Origin of the sequence: Pseudomonas sp. WOUb67, assembly GCF_050058005.1 — a bacterium.
GTDB classification, from domain to species: domain Bacteria; phylum Pseudomonadota; class Gammaproteobacteria; order Pseudomonadales; family Pseudomonadaceae; genus Aquipseudomonas; species Aquipseudomonas putida_R.
In genome coordinates this window covers 4,530,708-4,553,136 of sequence record NZ_CP170112.1, presented here as the reverse complement: position 1 = coordinate 4,553,136, position 22,429 = coordinate 4,530,708, and the positions used below count along the sequence as shown (strand labels likewise).

16 protein-coding genes are annotated in these 22,429 nt (G+C 55.2%); 12 read left to right on the top strand and 4 right to left on the bottom strand.

Going from position 1 to position 22,429, the window contains the following annotated elements:
* Positions 1-109 precede the first annotated feature (109 nt).
* Both ABOC32_RS20220 and ABOC32_RS20215 read right to left on the bottom strand, forming a co-directional pair.
* Positions 110-1,090, bottom strand: a complete 981-nt coding sequence (locus ABOC32_RS20220) for a CobW family GTP-binding protein (protein WP_426808570.1) — start codon at positions 1,088-1,090, stop codon at positions 110-112.
* Between the two features lie 9 nt (positions 1,091-1,099).
* Complete coding sequence (locus ABOC32_RS20215; RefSeq protein ID WP_426808569.1) at positions 1,100-2,701, bottom strand: amidohydrolase family protein; 1,602 nt, start codon at positions 2,699-2,701, stop codon at positions 1,100-1,102.
* A 515-nt stretch (positions 2,702-3,216) separates the two neighbouring features.
* On the opposite strand from ABOC32_RS20215, the gene ABOC32_RS20210 reads away from it, so the two are divergent.
* The 12 genes from ABOC32_RS20210 (at position 3,217) to ABOC32_RS20155 (ending at position 20,242) form a co-directional block, all read left to right on the top strand.
* Positions 3,217-4,461, top strand: coding sequence for an MFS transporter (locus ABOC32_RS20210; protein ID WP_426811634.1), 1,245 nt, complete (start codon positions 3,217-3,219; stop codon positions 4,459-4,461).
* Between the two features lie 244 nt (positions 4,462-4,705).
* Positions 4,706-7,612, top strand: coding sequence for an FAD-binding and (Fe-S)-binding domain-containing protein (locus tag ABOC32_RS20205; protein ID WP_426811633.1), 2,907 nt, complete (start codon positions 4,706-4,708; stop codon positions 7,610-7,612).
* A gap of 106 nt (positions 7,613-7,718) precedes the next feature.
* Positions 7,719-9,281, top strand: coding sequence for a PucR family transcriptional regulator (locus ABOC32_RS20200; protein WP_426808568.1), 1,563 nt, complete (start codon positions 7,719-7,721; stop codon positions 9,279-9,281).
* A gap of 108 nt (positions 9,282-9,389) precedes the next feature.
* Positions 9,390-9,860 (top strand): hypothetical protein, encoded by a 471-nt coding sequence (locus ABOC32_RS20195; protein WP_426808567.1) that lies wholly within the window; start codon positions 9,390-9,392, stop codon positions 9,858-9,860.
* Positions 9,861-10,064: 204 nt separating this feature from the next.
* A complete protein-coding gene (gene gabP / locus ABOC32_RS20190) occupies positions 10,065-11,489 on the top strand; it encodes a GABA permease (protein ID WP_426808566.1) in 1,425 nt (474 codons plus the stop codon).
* A 272-nt stretch (positions 11,490-11,761) separates the two neighbouring features.
* Complete coding sequence (gabT, locus tag ABOC32_RS20185) at positions 11,762-13,045, top strand: 4-aminobutyrate--2-oxoglutarate transaminase (RefSeq protein WP_426808565.1); 1,284 nt, start codon at positions 11,762-11,764, stop codon at positions 13,043-13,045.
* Positions 13,046-13,091: 46 nt separating this feature from the next.
* Complete coding sequence (locus ABOC32_RS20180; RefSeq protein ID WP_426808564.1) at positions 13,092-13,421, top strand: tRNA-binding protein; 330 nt, start codon at positions 13,092-13,094, stop codon at positions 13,419-13,421.
* Between the two features lie 68 nt (positions 13,422-13,489).
* Positions 13,490-14,212 carry a haloacid dehalogenase type II gene (locus ABOC32_RS20175; RefSeq protein ID WP_099429041.1) on the top strand — a complete coding sequence of 241 codons (723 nt, stop codon included), beginning with the start codon at positions 13,490-13,492 and terminating at the stop codon, positions 14,210-14,212.
* A gap of 57 nt (positions 14,213-14,269) precedes the next feature.
* The gene (locus ABOC32_RS20170) at positions 14,270-15,151 is read left to right on the top strand and encodes a DMT family transporter (protein WP_426808563.1); all 882 of its coding nucleotides are present in this window, start codon (positions 14,270-14,272) and stop codon (positions 15,149-15,151) included.
* 250 nt (positions 15,152-15,401) lie between these two features.
* Positions 15,402-16,808 (top strand): amino acid permease, encoded by a 1,407-nt coding sequence (locus ABOC32_RS20165; protein WP_426808562.1) that lies wholly within the window; start codon positions 15,402-15,404, stop codon positions 16,806-16,808.
* A gap of 528 nt (positions 16,809-17,336) precedes the next feature.
* Positions 17,337-18,812: an NAD-dependent succinate-semialdehyde dehydrogenase gene (locus tag ABOC32_RS20160; protein ID WP_426808561.1), complete on the top strand. Its 1,476-nt coding sequence runs from the start codon at positions 17,337-17,339 to the stop codon at positions 18,810-18,812.
* A gap of 86 nt (positions 18,813-18,898) precedes the next feature.
* Complete coding sequence (locus ABOC32_RS20155; RefSeq protein WP_426808560.1) at positions 18,899-20,242, top strand: aminotransferase class III-fold pyridoxal phosphate-dependent enzyme; 1,344 nt, start codon at positions 18,899-18,901, stop codon at positions 20,240-20,242.
* Positions 20,243-20,408: 166 nt separating this feature from the next.
* Here ABOC32_RS20155 and ABOC32_RS20150 read toward each other — a convergent pair whose 3' ends face one another.
* Both ABOC32_RS20150 and ABOC32_RS20145 read right to left on the bottom strand, forming a co-directional pair.
* Positions 20,409-21,338, bottom strand: coding sequence for a DMT family transporter (locus tag ABOC32_RS20150; RefSeq protein ID WP_426808559.1), 930 nt, complete (start codon positions 21,336-21,338; stop codon positions 20,409-20,411).
* A gap of 295 nt (positions 21,339-21,633) precedes the next feature.
* Positions 21,634-22,227 (bottom strand): helix-turn-helix domain-containing protein, encoded by a 594-nt coding sequence (locus ABOC32_RS20145; protein ID WP_016499247.1) that lies wholly within the window; start codon positions 22,225-22,227, stop codon positions 21,634-21,636.
* Between the last annotated feature and the right edge of the window lie 202 nt (positions 22,228-22,429).

Here is a 22,429-nt window from a genome sequence, read left to right as displayed (position 1 = left end):
GTGGGTACTGGCGTGAGGGTTCGAAGAGGGTGGGTATTGAGCAGGACGCAGGTTGCGGGATAGGAGAGTGGAGCATGGCGGTAAGGCTCCAGCGAGGAGCCTTCATTATCTAGTTGGGCTCTTGTGCCCACGTTACCGAAACGCTGGACGGGACCGTTGTCAGTTCGGCCAATTCGCAGTCCTGCGTGATGAAGATGGCCACAGATCTGCCTTCGGATTTTTTGCGAAGCAACCTTGGAGCCGAAAAAGCTGTACCGACTGTCTGCATCAGGAGGTCTCCCCTTGGGGTACAGATCAGAACTTTGCTTCTCAACAGCTTTTCGCCGAGGCTGCCTGTGACGTTTTCAAGCCAATCGATGGTATCGCCAGGATCTGGCTCATACAGCTGGGCCTGGTAGACGTGTATGCGAGGGTGGGCATCGGCTTGAACGAGTTTGCGCTGGGGTAGAGTGTTATCAAGTGGGCGCAGGGCGGTGTTCAGAAATGATTGCTGACTCCGTCTGGCCTGCGATGCCTCCTGGATGATGGTTGCGAACGGGTTGATCCGTTCCGTAGTTATCCTAGCAGTGCTCAGTTCTTGCTCTGAGGCTGAATCGACCTTGGTGAGCACAATGGTTTGAGCCGCACTAAGTTGAGCTGCTGCTGCGTCGAACTGAGAGCTTTGTAAGGACGGCCTGGTGCAGTCGTAGGTGCAGATGATCGATACGGCCATTTGCAGATGAGCGAGACCGGTCATGGCGCGCATTACTTCGCCTGGCATTGAGAGCCCGCTGCACTCCAAGATGATCCGCTCGAATGGAGGCAGATCCATTCGGGCTCTGGTTTCGATGAGGCTTAGCACTGTGCTAACCAGGTCATTGCCAAGACTGCAGCAGACGCAGCCATTGCTCAGCGTTTCGATCACCATCCCATCAGCCGAATCCATGAGCACAGCGCCGTCAATGTTGACGGCACCTGCGTCATTGACGATCACCGCCGTTCCGGTGCTGTCCTCTAGCGTGTAGAGGAGGTGCTCCAGCAAGGTGGTTTTGCCGCTGCCCAGCGGCCCGGTCAAAATGAAGAAATCGATGCCCTTGGAAGGAGGAATCATGTGTGCCTCCTAAATGCTTGACCTGTGGTCGCTGCTCCAGGTTTCACCAACCATTTCTCTCACATCGGCGAGCAGTTCCTCGGTATCAAAAATCACGCCGCCCTTGATCGTGTAATCAAGGCAGCGTTTGCGCTCGGCCACATTGGTGTCGTCATTAAGTCGGACGGCGCCAGTCCCGTAGAGAAGCTTGAAGTCGGCCATGGGATTTTGATTGTGAATGAGGATATCGGCTTCTTTGCCGACCTCCAGCGTACCGGTCTTGTGCTCAATACCCAGTAGTTCAGCGCCCTGCATAGTGGCTGCACGCAAGACCTCTTGCGGCGTGAAGCCTGCCTCCTGGAGGAGTTCGAGCTCGCGGATGTAGCCGAAGCCGTAAACCTGAAACATGAACCCGGAGTCACTGCCAGGGCACACTCGGCCTCCTCGATTTTTGTACTCATTCAGAAACTGCATCCAGATCCTGAAGCTTTCCTTCCATTCCAGCTCGTTCTTGGTTGACCAGCGGAAAAAGTAGGCCCCGTGCCCACCACGTTGAGGTTGGAAGTAGTTCCAGGACGTGGCGTCGGTGTACTCCTCATGCCAATCGGCGCGGCGGGCGCGCATGACGTCACGGTTGCTGTCGTAGACGTTCATGGTCGGAACAAAGGTGTGGCCCGCTTCGAGGAATGCCTCAAGCACCTCATTCCATTTGCCGCTCCCGGGTTTTGTTGCCTGGAGGAACGTCCTGCCGGCGGTGGCGAAGCGTATGTATTCGTCGTTGTAGTTGTAGTCGTCGTCAATGAACTGGAGGGTGCTGCCTTCCATGAGCGCTTCGGGAAGGCCGTAGGAATGTTCCGTGCTGGTCAGTCCCCACATGGCTGTTTTTAGCGCGTTCATCCGTCCAACCGAGAGCTGAGCGTGATGGCAGCAAGTCTTGAGGCCGAGCTTTTTGCACTCGTCCAGGGCGGCTTCCATGATGGCCGGCGGAGATCCAAAAAACTTCACGCCACATGCGCCTTTCTCGCCAACCTGTCGCAGCCACTCACGTCCTTGCTCGGGGCTGTAGATCACCTTCAGGTAGTCGTTCACTGCGGGGAAGTAAACGTAAGGGTATAGGTTCGGGGCGCCGATGGCGTTATCGGCTGCTGCGCGTTGCTGTTCGCATGTCCAGGCAAGCCCGTTCATGCAGCCTGCTTCCCGCACGGATGTGACGCCGTGAGCGAGCCAGAGCTTGTATACGTAATCTGCTGGGAGCATTTCTCCGCTTTCTGCGTGGAAGGGCGTACCAACATGGGCGTGGCAATCGATAAAGCCTGGCGTGGCGAATTTGCCATGGCAGTCAATTTCACGGGTGCCTTTGGCGGGGCGCCTGGCGGGATTTATCGGAAGCCCAGGTACGCCTACTGCCGCGATCTCAGTGATGATGCCATTTTCGATAACGATATCGGCAGGCCCCCAGGGCGGGGCTCCGGTGCCATCGATAACTGTGATGCCTCGAAGAACCAGTCGGACGAATGGCCCGGTACCGCGTTCATTGCTGGTGGCGGGTTTGACTTGGCCAAGACCTTTCTTGGCGAAGCCAGCGACCATTTCTTCGCCTACCTCGATGGGGGTATCTGCGCTCGACTTCACGTTGTCTCCCATTATTCTAGTGAGCACTCAGCAACGGCTTTGTGCTGGAGCTATTGGAGCTGAGGGCTCAGCCAGCACGGTGTCGAGCCACTCAGGTCGGGACTGTGGCATTGGGCAGTCCCTAGGCAGATGGGCAGTAGTCAAATTGGCCTGAATCGAATGTGCTGCTCAGGCTCGTGATGGGCTATCTCAGCTGTCCCGTTGGCGCGGCTTGAATGCACGGCTGGATCAATTGCCCTTCAATCATCCTAGCTGGGCGATGCCACAGATTCTTAGTGTTTGGAGTGCAAATGGTTGAGTGGAAAATCCATTTCGAGGTAGGTGGAAATGTGTGAAATAGGATTTTCTTAGTCCGAATTCCTATTTTTGTGCGGTAGAAACGAGCCGTTCTCGGGCGCTCAATGATCGAACCCTACTACAACGACAAAAGGCGCGGCTTTCACAGAAAGCTCGAAGGGGATTTGAAAATGAGTGCAGTAAGCGTGGATGTAGGTCATGCAGTGGACGCGAATGCGATGCGGCGCAAAGCCATCATCGCTACTGTTCTAGGGAATGGGTTCGAGTGGTTTGACTTCATGGTGTATGGCTTCTTCGCCATAATCATCGGGAAGTTATTTTTCCCTACCGGAGATGACTTAACGTCACTGATGCTATCGGCGGCGACCTTTGGTGTCGGTTTTTTAGTCCGGCCCATAGGTGGCGTTCTCATTGGTATCTACTCTGATCGTTATGGTCGCAAGGGTGCGCTGTCGCTCACCATCATTTTGATGGGTGTCGGCACCGCCATGATTGGCCTGGCGCCGACCTACGAACAGGCAGGTCTTTTGGCGCCGTGCATCATTGTCTTTGCTCGTCTGCTGCAGGGTGTTTCTGCAGGCGGTGAAATGGGGGCGGCTACTGCCTATCTCACCGAGCAGGCGCCAGAGGGCAAGAAGGCTTACTATTCCAGTTGGATTCAGACCAGCATCGGTTTTGCCGTGCTGCTGGGGGCTTGTTTCGGTACGGGTATCACCCTGGGTCTTAGTCCTGAAGAGGTTGAAAGCTGGGGGTGGCGGATTCCTTTCCTGTTCGGCATCTTGATCGGCCCGATCGGGTACTTCATCCGTCGAAATCTGCATGAGTCGCCCGTCTTTGAGGAGTCTTCGGATCTTACTGAGACGCCGCTGCGCGATGTGCTTCGTGATTACCCATGGCAAGCAGTTGCCAGCTTCTCCATGATCGTGCTGTGGACGGTGTGCATCTATGTGATCCTATTCTACATGCCCACCTATTCAGTGAAGGTGCTCAAGCTTCCTCAGTCGGCATCGTTCATTGCGGCAATGGTAGGGGGTGGCGTGATCACCCTATGCTCACCAATTACCGGTTGGATTTCTGACAAGATCGGACGCAAGTATCTGTTGGTGGGTGCTTGCGCGTCGATGCTGCTGCTGGCTTGGCCGATGTTCAACATGATCGCTAGCGCTCCATCGCTGTACACGCTGTGCGTGTTTCAGGCTGTATTCGGTGTGCTGATTGCGGTCTACACCGGCCCTATCTTGGCGGCTCTGTCCGAGACGTTCCCGGCCAAAGTGCTTTCCACTGGCCTGTCCCTGGCCTACAACCTCGCGGTGATGACTTTCGGTGGCTTTGCCTCGCTGATTCTGACTTGGCTGATCAGTGCAACAGGCACGGTCACGGCGCCTGCCTTCTACGTAATGATTGCTGCTGCATTCAGCCTGGTGGGTGTCATGTCTGGCTATAGGCAGCCGGGCCGTCGATAACCGAGAAAATCCCAGGCCTTTGATGAGTCAGGGCTTTGGGATTTTTGATGCAGTCATGGAGGTTCAGCGCCAATTGTGATTCCTTCTTAGGGGTGGAAAAGGGCGCTGCTACTTCCTATTTTGAGTTGGTAGAGCGGCGTCTGCTCTCGGCTTACAGTTGTTATCGTCCGTCGCTCTACCTCTATCAGTCGTTGTAGAGCGCCTCGTTGCAACCGTGCTGCTGATCGAGACCAGGCTTTTCCAAATGACAAAAAATAATCCTATCCCGTTCGACCTTAACCTCCTGTTGAGCCTGCGCTCAAAGCTTGAGGCGCAGACCTCGGCTGAGGTTCGATTCGATGCCGCCACTCGCGCCATCTATGCCTCCGAGGCTTCGAACTACCGTCAGTTGCCCATTGGTATCGTAATTCCGAGAAGCATTGCCGATATCGAGGCCACGGTTCGCCTCTGCCGTGAGGCCGGCATCCCCATTCTGCCGCGCGGTGCTGGCACTTCCATGTGTGGCCAGGCCGTGAACGCGGCAGTCGTTATCGACGCATCAAAGTACCTTCATGCCATCCATGAAATTGATCCTGAAAAGCGATTGGCTCGCGTTGAGCCTGGGGTGATTTGCGATCAGTTGAAAGGTGAGGCTGCGAAAGTCGGCCTTACATTCGGCCCAGATCCGGCAACGCATAGCCGTTGCACCTTGGGCGGGATGATCGGCAACAACTCCTGCGGTGCCCACTCAGTGATGGCGGGCAAAACCGTCGAGAACGTCGAGCGTTTGGAGGTGCTGACTTACGACGGTGAGCGATTCTGGGTGGGGCCGACTGATGAGGCGGCTTATCAGGAGCATATTGAGGCGGGTGGCCGGCGGGCAGAGATCGTTCGGGCGCTGAAGGATTTGGTTGATCGTAACGAGGAGCAGATTCGACAGGGCTTCCCCAAACTCAAGCGTCGTGTGTCCGGCTACAACCTTGATCAGTTGCTGCCTGAAAACGGGTTCAACATTGCACGGGCGTTAGTGGGTGTCGAAGGAACCTGTGTGACCGTTCTGCAAGTCGAAACCATTCTGGTGAAGAATCCGACTCACCGGGTGCTGGTGGTTCTGGGTTACGAAGAGATCTACTACGCTGCTGACTCAGTGCCGCAGCTGCTGCCTCTGAATCCGATTGCTATGGAAGGGCTGGACGACGGCATTATTGATGGCTTGAAAGTACGCGGTATGAAGCTGGCTGACATTGCCGAGCTGCCAGCAGGCAATGCCTGGTTGATGATCGAGTTCGGTGCATTATCCACTGAAGAGGCAACGGCCTTTGCTCAGAAAGCAGTCGACATCGCTGCTGATTTGCCGGGGCGACCAAGTGTTCGATTGGTTACTGACTCGGGGTTGATGAATCGGATTTGGACAATACGCGAGACCGGCGCGTCTGCTACTTCGCTGGGCTTGGATCCGAACGAGCCTGATCCAGTTGTGGGTTGGGAGGATGCTGCAGTTGAGCCAGAACATCTGGGCAAATACCTGCGGGAGTTCAAGAGCCTGGTCAGCAGCTACGGCTACAAGACAAATCTTTACGGTCACTTTGGTGATGGTTGCATCCACTCCCGTATCACCTTCGATTTGAAGTCTCGGGATGGCGTGGATAACTGGCGTGCGTTCTTGGATGAAGCGGCGCATCTAGTCGTACGCTACGGCGGATCGCTCTCTGGCGAGCATGGTGATGGGCAAGCTAAGGGTGAGTATCTGCGCATCATGTACTCGGACGAGATCATGAATGCCTTTGCAGAATTCAAGTCTATCTGGGATCCGCTGAACAAGATGAACCCAGGCAAGCTTATCCATGCCATGCCGGTCGATGCCAATCTGCGGTTGGGCCCGGATTACCAGCGCCGTGAAATCCCCAGTCAATTTACCTACGACGCACGGTTAGGTGACAAGGGCCTGGCCCGTGAGACCGAGCGCTGCATCGGAATGGGCAAGTGCCGCTCCCTCGATGGCGGCACCATGTGTCCGAGCTTCAGGGCAACCCGCGAGGAGAAATACTCCACCCGTGGCCGTGCGCGTTTGTTCTTCGAGCTTTTGAAGGGTGAGGTTATTGAGGATGCCTGGCAGAACGAGGAGGTAAAGGACTCGCTCGATCTTTGTCTTAGCTGCAAGGGTTGTAAAACGGACTGCCCAACCAATGTGAACATTGCCAGGTACAAGACGGAATTCCTCAGCCGTTATTACAGCGAAAAACGCCGCCCAGTGATGGACGCGATGATCGGGCGTATTGGTGAGTGGTTGCCTCATGCGACCAAGCTCTCGCCTGTCCTCAACTACGCTATGGGCAATCCCTTGGTGCGCACGGCTGGAGCCTATTTCGGGTTGGCACGGCAAGCCAAGTTTCCAAAAATCGCTTCCAAAAGCTTCCGAAGCGCTGCCACCGCCAAGCGCATCCTGCAGAGTGAAGGCATCAGGGCCGGTAACGATGTGCTCTTGTGGGTAGATAGCTTCAACAATGGCTTCACACCCAAGGTGCTTGAAGCAGGGGTAACCGTACTCGAAGCACTTGGCTTCACTGTGAAGTTGATGAAGCGGCACGTGTGCTGCGGACGGCCTTATTACGACGTCGGCATGATCGATGAGGCCAAATCTAATCTTGAACAGATCCTTACTCAGCTGGAGCCGGTGCTCGAAGACGGACTGCCCGTCATCGTACTTGAGCCAAGCTGTCTGTCTGTGTTCCGAGAAGAGATGCCAGGCCTTTTCCCGAACGATAAGCGTGCCAAGCAGCTTGAAAAGTCGATCATGACCTTGAGCGAGTTCATCAAGAGCCGAGCTCTGGAGCTACCTTCCATCAACGAGGATGTGCGTATTCACGGTCATTGCCATCAGAAATCCTGTGGTGGAATGGAGGGGGAGCAGGGCGTTCTGAAGAAGCTGGGTGGCAAGGGGCAGGTCATCGCCGCTGGCTGTTGTGGCGTTGCAGGTGCATACGCGTACCACAGCAAAACTGCTCCGATTGCGAAGGTCATCGGTGAGAATGAGTTCAAGCCTCACATCGACAAGATTCCGCAGGAGGCAGCGGTAGTTGCGGATGGCTTCAGCTGTCGAGGGCAGATTCGAAATGTGAGCGGCAGGGAGGCCATGCATTTGGCGGAATACCTCGCAAAAATTCTGGGCTAGATGCGCCAGGGGCTGCATTCTCAAAGCGTTAGGCTGCTGTGGCCGTTATACCTAGGCAGCCCCCGAATGCAGTCGTATGTATTTTTTTGAGTGAGATAGGTAGGTCATGAAACTCGATGCAGCGATAGAAAACACTGTGCTACGCGAGGCCTCTGTAGTGGCGGGGGAAACCGCCATGGATCGCGAAATTACGTGGGTTCACATCGTCGACCATCCTGAAATCACCAATTGGCTCAAGCCTGGCGAGCTACTGTTGACCACGGGCTACAACTGGCCCGTGGACGACGAAGAGTGTCGTGTCATGGTGCGGAGGCTGGCCGAAATCGGTTTGGCTGGCGTAGTACTGGCTGTCCCTCATTTCCGTGAGCATTTCACACAGGCAGCTATTGATGAAGCGAACCGGTGTGACCTACCGCTGCTTGAGTTGCCGTGGGACATTCAGTTCAGCGAAATCATGCACGATGTGTTGGCACGGATCATCAATATCCAGGCCGAGACCATTCGCCGTTCAGACCATATTCACCGGACGCTGACCGAAGCAGCCCTTGAGGGGAACAACCTGGAGGGCTTGGCGAGAGCGTTGAAATCGGCTTTAGACAAGAACGCAACGGTCGTCTCGATGGATGGGACTGTGTTGGGCGCGTCAGACTCCGCAGTTGACGAGGTGGCGGAGCGCGCACTCATAAAGAAAATCACCGAGCTGGAAACTCTGGCCGGGTTCTTCGATTTCAGTACTGCAAAAGTCGTGACGGAGAGTGTGGGGCGGCCCCGATTAGGCGGTGCCATCAGGCTACGCGGCGAAGTGGTTGGTGTTGTCTGGTTGCACAGTGACGAAGGCGTTTTTGAAGAGCTGGAATCCCGGGCTCTCGAACATGCGGCGGTGATTGCAGCGCTTCATCTCGCCTACCAGCGTCAGCTATCAGATCAGGAGACCCGTCTTGGTTACGCATTCGTCGCCGGTCTGTTGGAGGGCAAGTTTTCCGCCACTCCAAGTGCGATAGAGCGAGCACAGGCCTCTGGTTGGGGTGAGAACAGGGACTATAGAGTTTGCTTGGTGCTGCTGAATGAACCCATCCCGCTTTCTGTAGAAGGGTTCAATCGCCGCTCAAAAACGGCTGACCGAATTGCTCAGTCGATGCGCGGGCTGGGGATTGCTCCACTGGTGTCTGTGTCGCTGAATCAGATCAGTTTTCTGCTCCCGGCAGAGAACTCCCCGGACACGATTTGGAGGTCAGTGCGCACTGAGGGCAGCGCGATGGCTGTCAGTCGTGTACATCAAGGTGTGACGGGTATGGCTCAGGGTGCAGAGGATGTACTCGCCCTGATGCCTTTGCTCAAGCCGGGCAAGCTGCATGACTTCGATGAGGTTCTGTTCCCTCGCGCTCTGATGGGAGATGCGGATGCCCGACGTTTGCTGATGGAAAAGCTAATTGCGCCATTGGGTAATCCCAAGCGTGGAAATGCCTTGATCGAGACTGTGCTGACCTTGGCCAGGGAGGGTTTTCAACTGCTCAATACCGCGAAGGCATTGGAAATCCATATCAGCACCCTGCGATACCGGGTCGAGCGAATCGAGTCGATGTTGAACATCTCGCTCGACAATCCAGACGACAAATTCAAGCTGCAGGTGGCTGCCCAGATGTATGTGTTGGCAGCCGAAGATAAATGAGATCGGGATCACACAGAGCGTGGCTTTAAACATACGACTGCGCCGTGTTCCAGGGAGAGAGTCATCGTGACAAGGCAGGTTTTGAAGACCTCATGTGGGTTGCATCTGGTGTCCCAATCTGAAAGCACGCTCATTGACTCCATGGGTAGGGTGATCAAGCAAGAACTTGAGGATCTGGCCCAAACTGCAATCGGTCTGAAGCTTGCGGGTCATCGCGTCGTGGTGGCGATCGGCGAGCCTCCTACATCGACGAATGACTTCCCTGGCGACCAGGTCTATCGAACCGGGTATGCAGCCATGGTGGTATCCCAGACAAAGCTGATGGCTGATTGGAAAAAATGCTTTGATGGCTGCAATGAACTGTCGGCTCAAGTGCTAGTGGATGCGGTGGTTTTTCACAATAAAAACAGGGCACAGCAGCTTGTAGATGTTCTAACCGAACTGATCGATATGAGTGTCGTCCCAGTGGTTGGGCTTAGTGCTGCAGGGCGGGGTGCGGGAGGCTCGCCCCTCGACGCTTTCCTGATAAATTTGCTGGACATGAGGGGGAGTGGGTCCCGTACCAGGGTGGCAGTTTAATGTCTGCTAAAGGAGATGGTCTGATAGAGAGGTGAGAAAAAAAACCTCTTCAATTCATTCATTGAGTAGGTAGTTAGGCGCGCGGCTGATCCGGTTCAATGACGACCGTTAAGACCCATGGATGGGGCCTGCGGATCGCGCTAAAGCCGATTAGTCAGTTACATGAATGTTTGCCTGCCTAATAATAACTCGAGGCTTGAATTGATGTCCCATACTCCCCAGACGAGCCATTCAACTAACACTGAAGGTTCGAATCTCGCTACAGGGTTGAAACAGCGTCACGTCACGATGCTCTCCATTGCGGGTGTTATCGGGGCTGGACTTTTTGTCGGCTCTGGTCATGCAATCGCAGCAGCCGGCCCAGCTGTCCTCCTTTCCTACATAGCCGCGGGTACGCTCGTCGTATTGGTCATGCGCATGCTAGGGGAGATGGCCGTCGCTTCACCTGATACCGGTTCGTTTTCCACCTACGCTAACAGGGCCATCGGCCCATGGGCTGGGTTCTCCATCGGCTGGTTGTACTGGTGGTTCTGGGTGCTTGTCATCCCGCTTGAGGCCATTGCGGCAGCCGCCATTCTGAACTCGTGGTTCCCAGGGATTGAAACGTGGGCATTTGCCTTGGCGATCACAGCGCTGCTTACGATCTCGAACCTGTTCAGTGTAGCGAAGTACGGAGAGTTCGAATTCTGGTTTGCGTTGTCAAAGGTTGTAGCCATCATGGCGTTCATCGCCCTGGCTGCCGTCGCTCTGGTAGGTGGTCTTCCTGGCCGGGAGGTTGATGGTTTCATCGCGACCATGAGCGCAAATGGTGGCTTTGCGCCAAATGGTTATGGCCCGGTGCTTGGGGCATTGCTGACTACCATGTTCAGCTTCATGGGCACTGAGATCGTCACCATTGCAGCAGCAGAATCCAAGAACCCCTCGCAGCAGATCGCTCGGGCCACTAACTCGGTTATCTGGCGGATCGGCATTTTCTACGTCGTATCCATCTTCATGGTCGTTTCCATCGTTCCATGGAGTGACGCTCAGCTATCGATCGTAGGTTCGTACCAGCGGGCCTTGGAGCTTCTCCAGATTCCTTACGCAAAACTGATTGTTGATATCGTGGTGCTTGTAGCTGTGGCTAGCTGCCTTAACTCGGCAATCTACACTGCTTCTCGCATGCTCTTTGCGTTGGCTAAGCGGGGTGATGCCCCGCAGGGATTGAAAAAAACCACGGCTTCCAATGTCCCCCTCAAGGCCGTGTTGGCCAGTACTGCGATCGGTTTCCTCACGACTGCAATCAATTACTTCGCCCCCGAAAAGGTCTTTGCCTTCCTGCTTGCAACCTCGGGTGCGGTAGCGCTCCTCGTTTATCTTGTCATCGCTGTTTCACAGCTGCGTATGCGTAAGCAGTTGATCGCCAGTGGGCAGGAGCTCGGCTTCAAAATGTGGCTATATCCATGGTTGACCTGGCTGGTGATCATTTTCATCACCGGTGCGCTGGCTCTGATGTTGACGCTGCCTAAGCACACGGGTGAGGTGGCAGCTACCGCAGTGCTTGCTGCCGCGATCGTTGCCACTGGGCTGTACACCAAGCGTCGCTCCAAGGCCGCTCCCTGGTCTCAGAGGGCAGCAGTCGATCAGTGATTTGATTGCCCAAAATTGGCTCGATGCGAGGGGTGACTACCTAGGGTGGTCACCCCTTTTTTCATTCAGGTACTTATGGGGCAAGTGCACAGACGTCTTCCGTCTTCCGCCTTCCGATTTTCTTTCTGTCTCTGTCTCTGCTGACGGATTGCGGGCATAGGCGGCTCCTATTTATAGAAGCACTTTCCGGGCGTTATTTCCTGCTTTGAGTGCGTAGTTCGAGTGGGCGGGTGTGGATAGCATTTCCAAACTGACACACAAAGGTGAATGCCATGTCTTCTCAACAAAAACTGTCTGTATCGCCTCGCGCGCAACACGTATCAAACGGTATTGCTGTTGCTCACCCGATCACTGTGAGCCGCGCTGCAGGTGCTTACCTTTGGGATGACCAAGGTAAGAAATACTTGGACTTCGTAGGTGGTATCGGCGTGCTGAACGTCGGTCACAACCATCCACGCGTAGTCGAAGCGGTACGTAAGCAGTTGGATACCTTCTCGCACATCTGCTTCCAGGTGGCAGCTTACGACCAGTACACCGACCTCGCTGCGAAGCTGAACAACCTGGTGGGCGGCCCGGAGCACTACAAGTCGGTGTTCCTGACTACCGGTGCTGAAGCCGTTGAGAACGCCATCAAGATCGCGCGTGCTTACACCAATCGTCCGGGGGTGATCGCATTCCGTGGCGGTTTCCACGGGCGTACCTTGATGGGTATGACCCTGACTGGCATGAGCCAGCCTTACCGTCAGAATTTCGGCCCATACGCCCCGGATATCTACCACACGCCGTACCCGAATGAGTACCGTGGCGTGACCACCGAGAAAGCGCTTGCCGCCTTGCAAGAAGTCTTCGACACGCAGATTGCTGCCGACCGTGTAGCGGCAATCATCATTGAGCCTGTTCAGGGTGACGGCGGTTTCATTCAAGCACCGGTTGAATTCATGCGTGCTCTGCGCAAGAAAACCGAAGAGCTGGGCATCGTTCTGATCTGCGACGAGATCCAGACCGGCTTCGGTCGTACTGGCAAAATGTTTGGTTTCGAGCACTCGGGCATCCAGCCCGACCTCGTAACTGTTGCCAAGAGCCTGGCCGGTGGTTTGCCAATTTCGGGTGTTGTAGGTCGTGCCGCAATCATGGACGCACCTCTGCCTGGTGGTCTGGGTGGTACCTACGGCGGTAACCCACTGGGCTGCGCAGCAGCACTGGAAGTCATCAAGATTTTCGAGTCCGAGAACCTGACCGAGCGCAGCCGTGCCATTGGTGCGCAGCTCCTGGAAGGCTTCAAGCCTCTGGAAGGTCGTTTCAAGGGCATTGGTCACGTACGTGCCACCGGCGCCATGGCCGCCGTAGAGTTCGTTACCAATCGCGATACCAAAGAGCCCGATGCCGCCACTGCCCAGCGCGTGATTGATGCTGCCCGTGAAGAAGGTCTGCTGGTCATCAAGTGTGGCGTCTACCGTAACGTCGTTCGCTTCATCTGCCCTCTGGTGATTTCCGAGCAGGATGTTGCTGAGGCGCTGGATATGTTCGAGCGTGCGCTGGTTGCCGCCAAGGCCTGAGCCTGACGGTCTATCGTTTTAGCACCGCAATTATTCTGGAGTGGTTATGACCCCGTTTGAAGCGTTCAATGAGGTTGATATTCGTGTCGGCGAAGTCGTGCGAGTAGAGCTCAATGAAAAAGCAAACAAGCCAGCTTATAAGTTCTGGATCAATTTTGGTGAGCTGGGTGAGAAGACCACCAGCGCCCAGTACACCAAGCTCTACAGCCCCGAAGAACTTGTCGGTAAGCAGGTGGTTTGCGCCGTCAATCTGGGCTCAAGGAAGATTGCAGGCTTCACCTCCGAGGTGTTGATGCTGGGCGTGGATCGCGAGCCGGGTGAGGTGGTTTACCTGACCACTGAACGCCACGTGCCAATCGGAAGCAAAATTTTCTAACCCTTGGTTGCTGAGCTTCTGTTTGGCGACTAACCCAAAACAAGTAAACCTGAAAGTAGGATATCAAGATGCAACTGACCGACTTCAAAGCGCTGACCTTCGATTGCTACGGCACCCTGATTGACTGGGAAACCGGTATTGTCAACGCACTCCAACCGCTGGCAAAGCGCACCGGGAAAACTTTCACTTCCGATGAACTGCTGGAAGTGTTCGGTCGTAACGAGTCGCCTCAGCAGACCGAAACTCCAGGTGCTCTGTATCAGGACATCCTGCGCGCTGTGTACGATCGCATTGCCAAAGAGTGGGGCCTGGAGCCCGACGCCGCTGAGCGCGAAGCGTTCGGCACCTCTGTCAAAAACTGGCCTGCTTTCCCAGACACCGTTGAGGCTCTTCAGTACCTGAAGAACCACTACAAGCTGGTGATCCTGTCCAACATCGATCGCAACGAGTTCAAGCTGAGCAATGCCAAACTGGGTGTTGAGTTCGACCATATCATTACCGCCCAGGATGTTGGTTCGTATAAGCCAAATCCAAATAACTTCACCTTCATGATCGATGCTCTGGGTGAGGCTGGCATCGAGAAAGGCGATATTCTGCACACTGCAGAGAGCCTGTATCACGACCACATCCCAGCCAACGACGCAGGCTTGGCGTCGGCCTGGATCTACCGTCGTCACGGTAAAGAAGGCTATGGTGCTACCCATGTGCCGTCGCGTATGCCAAATATCGATTTCCGTTTCAACAGCATGGGCGAGATGGCTGAAGCCCATAAGAAAGCCCTGAAAGGCTGAGTCAAGAGCCGGTAGCCTTAGGGCTGCCGGCTTTTTCACTTCAATGGTACAAAAGCTATGAATTCACTCGATACGGCAGCAACTAAAACTGGTTTTGGTATGTTGCCTGCCATAGCGGCGGTCATTATTTGGAGTACTCTGGCCGTAAGCGTAACGTTTTGTAGTAATGTTTCGCCCATGTTTATTACGGGTGCTGCGCTTTTCATTGGTGGTGTGATTGGCCTTCCTTGGCTTAAGCTCTGGAAGATGCCTCGCGAATTGTTTCTGATTGGTACGTTTTGCATGTTGACGTACCATGTTATCTATTTTTATGCCTTGCAGCTTGCCGATCCAATCGGCGTTAGTCTGCTTCACTATCTTTGGCCTGTCTTCATTGTTTTGCTGGGGCCTTTTTTTGTTCGCGGCGGCAAACTAACAGTCCAATCTGTTCTCGCAGGTCTTATTGGCTTTGTAGGTGCTATGATTAGCTGTAACCCTGGTCACTCGATCAGCGTTGGCGACGCTTCTAACACCTGGCTGGGCTACACCCTTGCTTTTGTTTCTGCAATCATCTGGGCTGTATACTCGCTATTGGCGAAGAGGTACCCTCATGTGCCTAGCGCCTCTGTTGGCTTGTATTGTCTTGTTTCTGGAGCTGTTTGCTTAGCGCTTTATCGTACGGGTGCACAGTGGCCGACATTAACCACTAACGAAATCTGGGCGATCTTGTACATGGGCATTGGCCCGATGGGTGGGGCATTCTACCTCTGGGACTATGCGATGAAGAAAGCAAACCATGAACAAGTCGCCGTGCTCAGCTATGCCACGCCTGTGCTATCAACAGCCTTTTTGGCGCTTTACCTGAATGTAGGTATGCAGTGGTATATCTGGGTGGGGGCAGCGTTGGTTGTTGTATCGATGGTCATGTCCAAGAAGACTGAGGCCCCGGCTCTCAAGTAACGAATCAGGAATCTTCGTACTGCGCAGTAATGGTAGAACGGATTGAATTGGTCCCTCGGTTCTGGTCTCTACCTTTTTGTTGTACTTGCCCCCTCCACACTGGGGGCTTTTTTTTGAGCGTATGTAGCCACCTATCGCTGTGGGCCGAATATCAGTGCGTTGTACTTCTCTCCTGGATGGCTATTTCGCATAGGGGGATTCGACCTGCCCGTGATTGATACTTGATTAAAATAAAATGAGGAAAGCAGTTGTGGATACAGTTACAGCAAACAGCAAGGTACAGAGTCAGGAGGGTCAGCTCAAAGCTGGCCTTAAGTCCCGACATTTGACAATGATGTCCATCGCGGGTGTTATCGGAGGATCCCTATTCGTCGGCTCCGGAAGCGTTATCCATAGTGCAGGCCCCGCAGCGTTCCTGGCGTTTCTGGTCGGTGGGGTCTTGATGATGCTCATCATGCGAATGCTTGGTGAAATGGCCACGTCCTCCCCCGACACAGGTTCATTTTCAACGTATGCCGATCGCGCTATTGGCCGCTGGGCAGGATTCACCATTGGCTGGTTGTACTGGGGATATTGGGTGAGTTTAATGGCTTGGGAGGCCTATGTAGCTGGCAAGATTTTAAACGGTTGGTTCCCAAGTATTAGTGTCAACGTCTTTGTGCTGGCAACGACACTCCTATTGATCAGTATCAACTTTTTCAACGTAAAAAACTATGGCGAGTTTGAGTTTTGGTTTGCGCTAATTAAAGTAGTGGCGATTTTTTGCTTCCTGATCGTTTGCTGCCTGGCAGTCACTAACATCTGGACGCTAGGGGAGGTGAGAGGCATCAGCAACCTGACTGCGCACGGCTTCATGCCAAATGGAATAGATCCTGTCGTAGGTGCCATGCTGGGTGTGATGTTTGCGTTCCTGGGCGCTGAAATTGCGACTATTGCAGCGTCCGAGTCTGCGAATCCAGCGCAGCAGATCGTCAAAACGACTAAGTCAGTCGTTTGGCGCGTAGGCTTATTTTACGTCGGGTCAATCTTCCTTATCGTGTGCTTGGTGCCGTGGAATGACCCTATGCTTGGCGAGTCGGGTTATGGCTCATACCGGCGTACACTCGAGCTGTTGGGAGTGCCGGGTGCCGAAATGCTAATGAACTTTGTAGTGTTGACGTCGGTTAGTAGCTGTCTGATTTCAGCTCACTACACGGCCTCACGCATGCTTTATTCTTTGGCGACACGTGGCGATGCACCGTCGTTCTTCAAGTTCACAAAAGCAGAAACGGGAATTCCGTTGTATGCGATCATCGGCTCTTGCGTCGTGGCGGTTGTGTTAGCGTTGATCAATTTCAGCGAAGTGCTACGCCCTAAGGATATTCTTGATACGCTGATGAACATGACGGGAACCATCGCCCTCTTGGTTTACCTCGTCATTGCGTGTTCACAGTTGAAGATGCGTCGTAAGCTTGAGGCGAGTGGTAGTGACATTCCGTTAAGAATGTGGCTTTTCCCTTGGCTGACCTGGGCAGTAATAGTTTTCATCGTGGTTTGTCTGGGGGTAATGTCGTTCATGCCTGAGTATCAGGTTCTGGTCATCTCTACTGGTACTGCAGGAATTGCTTTGGTGATCATTGGGGTTGTGCATCAGATACGGTGCAGCGCGAGGCTGTGAGAGTATTCACGCTGTGATCTGGGCTTGATTACATTGAGTATTACGATCTGGATCAACTCTGGTGGGTGGTGCCAGCGGCTGCCGTAGGCTTACCACCTGCCTTCATTCTGTTCCTAAGGTCTGTGACGTCGACTCCTATCCAAAGGGCCTGTTTATGCCGGCGGGAACTGGTGGGTTCAGCCGAATGCGTTCAGATGAATTCACTGCATGACGATCGTCCGACCCTGCAACACAAGCTGGGTGCTAGGCGTTTCACTAGATATGAGCGCGAAGTTGAAGTTCCTACTCTAAAGTCTCATTCAGCACATTTTTATCCTATTTTGGGTAGGTAGAAGGTTTCAGCCTCGGCGCATAGCATTTACTTTAAATCAATGGTTAAAGCCAGGTCGCATCAGGCTGAAGTGCGGGCCCATTAAATGGGTGTTCACTGCGCGTTAATCATCGTTGCTATCGGGTAACGCATGCCTTCTTCGTATTCGAATGAAGGCACTACGTTTGCCTACTTTTTCGCATTTCTCTGGAGGTTTTATGAACTTTAAGCTGCAGCGCGAGGAGTTGATTCTCACCAAGAACTACATCGCTGGTGTGTGGCAGGACGCAGCATCTGGCGCAACCCTCCCAGTGAACAATCCAGCCTCTGGGGAGCGCGTTACGCTGGTTCCAGACAGCAACGAGAAGGACGCAAAGGCGGCGGTCGAAGCGGCAGTTGACGCGTTTGAAGCTTGGCGCTCGACGCCTGCCAAGCAGCGAGCGGTAATCTTGAAGCGTTGGAATGATTTGATCATGGCCAACGCTGAAGACCTGGGTAAGATCATTTCTACTGAGCAAGGTAAACCGCTTGCTGAAGCCGTAGGCGAAATTGCCTACGCCGCGAGCTATGTCGAGTGGTTTGCTGAGGAAGCAACTCGGGCAAATGGTGACATCATTCCTCAAGCCGTACGTGGCCGCAAAATGGCGGCCTACAGGGAGCCAGTCGGTGTTGTGGCGGCCATCACACCCTGGAACTTCCCGGCGGCGATGATCGCTCGGAAAATCGCTCCAGCATTGGCTGCTGGCTGTACTGTTGTATGTAAGCCTGCGGCGGAAACGCCGCTCACTGCTTTGGCACTGGTCAAGCTTGCCGAAGAGGCTGGCGTCCCGGCTGGCGTCCTTAACATCGTTAATACTTCCGCGTCCAAGACGGTTGCGGATGTGTGGTTAGATGATCCACGTGTTCGCAAAATTACCTTCACTGGCTCGACGCCTGTCGGTAAGCACCTGGCCCACGAATCCTCGCGTACCTTGAAAAAGCTGGCCTTGGAGCTGGGCGGCAATGCGCCGTTCATCGTGTTTGAGGACGCTGACATTGATGCCGCCGTAGAAGGCTTGATGGTGGCTAAATTCCGAAACGGCGGGCAGACCTGCGTGTGCCCTAACCGCGTATACGTCCAGTCCAAGGTCTACGGTAATTTCCTTGAAAAACTTACTGCTCGTGTGTCGGCCCTGGTAGTTGGCCCGGCCAGCGATTCGAAGTCGCAGATTGGCCCGATGATCAACGCGAAAGCGATCGCCAAGATTGAGGAGCATGTCAACGATGCAGTAGCTCGGGGTGCTCGCGTCATGGCGGGAGGCAAGCGCCTTTTCACCGAGCAGCGTGCTGAGTCTACCTACTACGCTCCAACCGTTCTGGCCGACGTAGATCCGTCATCCAAATGCTTCCATGAGGAAACTTTCGGCCCGGTAGCCCCGATCACCCGGTTTGAAACCGAGGAAGAGGTCATCAAGATGGCCAACGACTCGCCTTTCGGCCTGGCATCCTATTTCTACACCAACGATATGCGCCGTGTGCATCGTGTAACCGACGCACTTGAGTGCGGCATAGTCGGTGTGAACGAAGGTGCTCTGGCTGCCGAAGCTGCTCCGTTTGGTGGCGTGAAGGATTCGGGATACGGTCGAGAAGGCTCCGTTCACGGCCTCGAAGAGTACATGCACATCAAATACGTCTGCCAAGGCGGCCTGGATTAATTTCCAAATCCAAGACGTGGGTTGGCTCTGGCCGATGTTGTTTTGGACAGAGCCAACTATTCATGCATTTATTGCTGAGAGGTCGTATGAAAAAGCTTCAGGAAAAAGATCAACACTGGGTTCACCCGGTCACCGCCCTGATGGATCACCAGGCGAAGGGCGTATGCGCTTGGGAAAGCGCCGAGGGTATCCATTTAGTGGATGTGAACGGTCACCGTGTACAAGACGCATTTTCGGGGCTCTGGTGCGTAAACGCTGGTTACGGCCAACAATCGATTGTTGAAGCGGCGAAGAAGCAGCTCGAAGTCCTGCCGTACGCAACCGGATACTTTGGCTTCGGGAGCGAGCCTGCAATCGAACTGGCGTATCGCTTGGCCAAGCTGGCTCCACCAGGCCTGAATCACGTCATCTTTGGCCAGGGTGGATCGGACGCTGTCGATACAGCTATTCGTACTGTTCGCTATTACTTCAATGCCATCGGCCAGCCTGAGAAGAAACACTTCATCGCGGTGCAACGTGGCTATCATGGCTCCTCGGCTGTAGGGAGCGGCCTGACCGCACTGCCTGTTTTCCATCGATATTTCGATGTGCCTACGTCAACTCAGCATCACATCGAAGCACCTTACCCTTACCGCCACAGCGCCGGGCCAGACGAGACTGCTGTCTTGGCAGCCACCGTTGCTGCACTCAAAAGCAAGGTTCAAGAAATCGGGCAGGGTAACGTAGCGGCATTCATCTGTGAGCCCATCATCGGCTCTGGTGGAGTCATTGTGCCTCCGGCTGGCTATTTGAAAGCGATGCGGGCTACTTGCGATGAGCTTGGAATCTTGCTGATCGTTGACGAAGTAATCACTGGGTTTGGCCGCACCGGCCCGATGTTCGGCTGTGAACATGAAGGCGTCAGTCCGGACGTTATGACCATGGCTAAGGGCCTGACATCCGGTTACGCGCCAATGGGCGCGACTATTATTTCTGAACAAATGTACGCGGCGATTGCGGAGGCTGGATCTGACGGCACACCCTTTGGTCATGGTCAAACCTATGCCGGTCATCCTGTCAGCGCGGCCATCGCCAATGCAACGCTCGACCTTTACGAGAATGGGCTGCTAAAAAATGGCACTGAAGTAGGTGAGTACTTCCAGGGCAAGCTGCGGTCGTTGGAAAAACTGGATGTGGTAGGCCAGGTACGTGGACGCGGAATGCTGGCGGGTGTCGAACTGGTAGCAGACAAACACACCAGAGCGAAGCCTGACGCCAAGTTGAAGATGGGCCAGAAGATCCTGGCTCATGCGTTCAGTGAAGGCCTTGTGTTCCGTGCTTTCAACGACGACATCCTAGGGTTCGCTCCTTCGCTTAACTATACCCATGCCGATGTCGACAAGCTGATTGAGATTCTTGCTTTCTCCATCAAGAAGGTTGCAGGCGCTTAATGGATCTGAAGGAGCTCGCGCAAGCCCGGTCCCTAGGCTGCGCTTCCGGATTTCCTCGTTCAGGTCTCGCTGCCCGGAGTATCTCGCTGAAGGCCCCATTCTGAGGCCCAGCGCTCTCTGCGGTGTCCGAACTAACGCGCGCTTAGCCGCAAAAGAGCAAGGTGTATCAATGCGCGCAGCGGCTGGTATCGCCTTGCTCGGCCGGTGCCTTGCGCGCTGCAGCCAGCAGGGTCGCCAGTACGATAAGCGCTGCACCCGCGGCCATCCGCAGGCTCGGCTGGTCACCAAACAGCCACCACGCGCCAATGATCGCGTACACCGGCTCCAGCGCGATGATCATGCCGGCCGTGCGGGCCTCCAGGCCTTCCAGGCTCTTGACGAACAAAAACTGCGACAGCCCGGTGCAGAACACGCCCAGCAGCGCCAGGTTGATCCAGTCACTGCCCGCCAGGCTGGTGCTGCCCAGGTGGGTGAAGGCAAATGGCGCCACCAGCGCGGCCACTACCACGTTCTGCCAGAAGGCCACCTGCATGGCGTTCATGCTCGAGGCATTGCGGCGGTTGGCCACGGTCAGCAGGGCGAATGCCAGGCCCGAGCCCAGGCCCCACAGCAGGCCGATGGTGCCTTTGTCGAGCAGGTCGAAGGTCGGCACCACCAGTACCAGGCCTGCGGTGACCATCAGCAACAGCAACCCTTGTACGGCACCGATGCGCTGGCCGAATACACCGCGCTCGATCATGGCGATGAATGCCGGGAAGCTGGCGAAGCCCAGGGTGGCCACCGCCACGCCGCCAACTTTTACAGCAATGAAAAAGGTGACCCAGTGGGTTGCCAGCAGGGCGCCGGTCAGGCCCAGCACCGGCAGGTTGCGCAGGGTGAGCGCATCGAGCAGGCGTGTGCCCTTGAGCCCGGCGACGAAGCCCAGGGCAATGAAGGCGAAGGTGGCGCGGCCGAAGGTGATGATGCTGGCGTCGGCGTCGATCAAGTGACCAAGAATGCCGGTCAGGCCGAACAGCACAGCGGCGATATGGGCAACGCACAGGGCGTTACGGTGGCCGGTGGCAGCACCGGCTACGGGGATTGAAGTCGCGATCATGGCAGTCAAGTCTTCACAATGTGGCGCGCGCTAACACTCCCGGCTGGCGCGGCGCGGGTCTTTAATACTGGGAGTTTTATCGTTATGAGCCCGGACGAATTGCCCGGTGCAAAAAGGCGCCACAGCGTTGGAATTGTGAAGCGAGGCTGTTTTACTCGCGGCTACCACGTCGGCCAGCCCACGGCGCGGGGCTGGTCGATGTGTGTATTATTTTTGTATACAGGGTTTTGCAGCCGATTGCGGGCGACGTGTGCTTGTCTGATCGCGACATCGGCTGTTGCCTTGCGGCGCCGCGTCACTCGTCGCCGTAGTTCATGATCGACAGCAGGCGTATGGGCACTTGCACCAGTTGCTCCGGGCCATGTGGGGTTTCGCCGTCGAAGGTCAGGCTGTCGCCGGCGTGCATGTGATAGAGCCGGTTGCCATGGCGGTACACCAGTTCGCCCTCCAGCAAGTGGAGGAACTCGGTGCCGGGGTGGGCAAAGGTGGGGAACTCTTCGCTGGCGTCGTCCATGCTCACCATATAGGCCTCGAAGTTCTTCTTCGGCCCTCTGGCGTGATTGAGCAAGTGGTAGGTGTGACCCTTCTCGGTGCCGCGGCGTACCACTTCCAGCCCTTCACCGGCTTTCACCAGCAGGGCATTGCCGTCGGGCTGGTCGTATTGGCTGAACAGCTTGGCCATCGGCATGCCCAGTACGTCGCACAGGCGGCTGAGGGTGTCGAGGCTGGTGGACACCTGGGCGTTCTCGATCTTGCTCAGCATGCCCTGGCTGATGCCGGCGATGCGTGCCACATCGGCGAGCTTGAGGGACTGGGCCTGGCGCTGGCGCTTGATCTGCAGGCCAAGGTACTGCTCCAGGCGAAGGCGCGGTTCGGTTTCGGTCGACATCGAGTGTCCTGCACGGTTTCAGTTCAAGAATAAATATTTCGCACTGGGAAAGTGCGAAAGGCAGCTGCGCTGGCCGCTTCTTTCCTCAGGTGAAAACAAGTTTCCCATAAATAGAAGAGAAAAACCTGCCTGGGTTTTGTCTTGCTTGTGCCGGCCTCTTCGCGGGCACGCCCGCTCCCACAAGGCTTTGGGGCGAATCCTG